The organism is Streptomyces sp. JJ38 (genome assembly GCF_019303475.1).
Lineage (GTDB): Bacteria > Actinomycetota > Actinomycetes > Streptomycetales > Streptomycetaceae > Streptomyces.
The window spans coordinates 1-3,231 of the sequence record NZ_JABLSI010000096.1 but is presented as its reverse complement, the minus strand read 5'-3'; the positions used below and the strand labels follow the sequence as shown (position 1 = coordinate 3,231).

The following is a 3,231-nucleotide window of genomic DNA, read 5'->3' as shown; positions in this document are numbered from 1 at the left end:
GAGCCGCTGCTGCGGGTCCATGGCCAGGGCCTCGCGCGGCGAGAGCCCGAAGAACGCGGGGTCGAAGTCGGCGGCGTCGTGGAGGAAACCGCCCCGGGTGCAGTAGGTCGTGCCCGTGCGCTCGGGGTCGGCGTCGTACAGCTTCTCGGTGTCCCAGCCGCGGTCGGTGGGGAAGTCGGAGATCGCGTCGACACCCCGGTCGACNGAGCTGACGCCGCCGGGATACCGGCACGCCATGCCGACGATCGCGATCGGCTCGGCCGCCTGCTCCTCAAGGTCGCGGAGTCGTTGCCTGGCCTCCTGCGCGTCGGCGATGGCCCGCTTGAGGTAGTCGCGGAGCTTGGTCTCGTTCGCATCAGCCATGTCAGGGCTTCCCCAGGTTTTCCACGAGGTTGAACAGGTCGTCGTCCGTGGCGCTGTCGAGGTCGGGGCGGCGGCCGTCCCCGTCGCCGCCGGTGGTCCCGGCGGGGGTGTCGCCGTCGGTCGCGGTTCCGGCGGTTCCGGCCGGGGTCGAGGTCGCGTCCTCGGTCCAGTCGGCCAGGAGTTTGCGCAGCCGGATGGCGATGCGCGAGCGGTCCGCGCTTTCGGTGTCGGGCCGTCGCGCGAGCTCGGTCAGGTCGCCCGCCAGCCGGTCGAGGGCGTCCAGCACGCCGCGCGCCGAGTCCGGGCCGGTCAACTCCAGCTCGTCCCGGAGGTGCCGGGCGACGGCACTCGGGTCCGGGAAGTCGAAGGCGAGCGTGGCCGGGAGGCGTACGCCCGTGGCCTTCTGCAACCGGTTGCGCAGCTCCATCGCCGTCAGCGAGTCGAACCCCAGGTCCTGGAAGCCACGGTCCGCCTCGATGCGGGCGGTGTCGGAGTAACCGAGCACCGCGGCGATCTGGCGTTGGACGAACCGCAGCAGCTCCGGGGCCTGTTCGGCCTCGGGCAGGGCGGACAGCCGGGCCACGAGCGCCTCCGGTGTGCCGTCCGCCCCCACGGCCACGGAACCGCCCGCGGCCGGACGGGCAGCGGCCCCCGGGAGGACGAAGCGCCGCAGCAGCGGCGGCAGTTCGCCGGCCGCCGCCCTCGCGCGCAGGACGTGCGGTTCGGCCAGGCGCACGGGGACGAGTACGGGCCGCGTGGTGCCGAGGGCCGCGTCGAGCAGCGCCAACGCGTCCCGCGTCGGGAGGGGCGCGACGCCGCTGCGGGCGATGCGGGCCCGGTCGGCGGCGTCCAGCCGAGCCGTGATCCCGCTCGTCGCCTCCCACAGGCCCCAGGCGAGCGAGGTGGCGGGGAGCCCGAGGGCGTGGCGATGCCGGGCGAGGGCGTCGAGGAACGCGTTGGCCGCCGCGTACGCCGCCTGACCCGCGGACCCCGCGGTGCCCGCGAACGAGGAGAAGAGGACGAAGGCGCGCAGCGGCAGCTCCCGGGTGAGCTCGTGCAGGGCCCAGGCGGCCGTGGCCTTGGGGGCCATCACCCGCTCGACGGCCTCCGGGGTGAGCGTGCCGAACAGCCCGTCGTCCAGCACTCCGGCGGTGTGGACGACGGCGGTCAGCGGATGCTCGTCCGGCACGGCTTCCAGCAGCCGGGAGAGCGCCTTGCGGTCGGCCACGTCGCAGGCGGTCATGGTCACCCGGGCGCCGAGGGCGGTCAGTTCGGCCATCAGCTCGTCGGCTCCCGGGGCGTCGGGGCCGCGTCGGCCGACGAGCAGCAGGTTCCGGGCGCCGTGCTCGGTGACCAGGTGCCGGGCCACGGCGGCACCGAGCGTTCCGGTGCCGCCGGTCACCAGCACGGTGCCCTCGTCGAGCTCCGGCAGCGGCGGTTCCGGGGCGCCGGGCTCCTCGACGCGGGCGAGCCGCGGCACCCGCAGCTCCCCGGCCCGCACGGCGATCTGCGGCTCGCCCGAGGCGGCGGCGGCCGAGAGCGCTTCCTCGGCGGCGCCGCTGTCGAGGTCGCTGTCCGCGTCCAGGTCCACGAGGACGAAACGGTCCGGGTGCTCGGCCTGCGCCGAACGCAGCAGGCCCCACACCGGCGCCTGCGCGAGTCCGCTCTCGCCCGGGCCTCGGTCGGGGTCGCCGTCGGCTTCGGCGGCGAGTGCGTTCCGGGTGACGACGACGAGCCGGCGGCCGGAGTTCTCCTCGTCGGCCAGCCAGGCCCGCGCGCGGTCCAGAACGGCGTGGAGCGTCGCGACGCCCGCCACCGCCACGTCGTCCCCGCCCGTGCCACCGGTCTGCTCCGTGTCGGCGACCCGGAGCACCGTCCAGTCCTCGGAACCGGGGCGCTGGGCGGGGCCGGGCAGCGGCAGCGGCACCCATTCGGCCACGTACAGCGGGCCCGCCCCGGAACCGCGCGGCAGCTCGGCGGCGGCCAGCGGACGCAGGAGGAGTCCGTCGGCCGTGAGGACGGGCCGTCCGGTGGCGTCCGCGGCGAGCAGTGTGACGGTGTCCCGGTCGGCGCCGGGCGCGAGGCGCACACGCAGAGACGTGGCCCCGGTGGCGTGCAGACGGACGCCGGACCAGAGGAACGGCAGGTGGGCACCCTTCTCCGTCGTCCAGCCGCCCAGCGCGATCGGGTGCAGGGCGGCGTCCAGCAGCGCGGGATGCAGCGCGAAGCCCTCGGTGTCGTGGGCGACGGGCTCCGGGAGCACGACGTCCGCGAACACCGCCTCCCCGAGCCGCCAGGCCGCCCGGAGCCCCTGGAAGGCGGGGCCGTAGCCCAGTCCCGTCAGGGCGAGTTGCTCGTGCAGGTCCTCCACCGGAACGGCGACGGCGCCCTCGGGCGGCCAGACCTCCAGGGACTCGACGGGCGGACCTTCGGCCGGTGACGCCTCCGCGGGCCTGGCCAGGGTCGCCGTGACGTGCCGGGTCCAGGACTGCTCAGGCGCGGCCGAGCGGGGGCGGGAGTAGATCCGGACGGTGCCGGACTCGCCGCTGACCTGGAGGTCGACGGTCTGGTCGGGGTGGAGGGTGAGGGGGGTTTCGANCTCGGTGGCGTGGAGGGCGAGTTCGAGGAGCGCCGTGCCGGGGACGAGGACGGTACCCCCGACGGTGTGGTCCCCGAGCCACGGATGCGTGCGGAGGGAGAGCGCGCCGGTGAGCAGCGTGCCGTCACCGGCGGCGAGATCCACCTCGGCGTTGAGGAACGGGTGCGGGTGCCCGGCGTCCGCCTGCGGCTGTGCGTCGAGCCAGAGCCGCTGCCGTTGGAAGGGGTAGGTGGGGAGGTCGGTGGTGTGGGTGGTGGGGGTGAGGTGGT

General features: G+C 75.7%; 2 protein-coding genes. Both read right to left on the bottom strand.

Going from position 1 to position 3,231, the window contains the following annotated elements:
- Window positions 1–363: beta-ketoacyl synthase N-terminal-like domain-containing protein (locus tag HPT28_RS27285; protein WP_257579463.1), on the bottom strand; the 363-nt coding region annotated here is incomplete at its 3' end.
- A 1-nt stretch (window position 364) separates the two neighbouring features.
- The coding region (locus tag HPT28_RS26355; RefSeq protein ID WP_219094483.1) for a type I polyketide synthase at window positions 365–3,231 on the bottom strand (2,867 nt) is incomplete at its 5' end.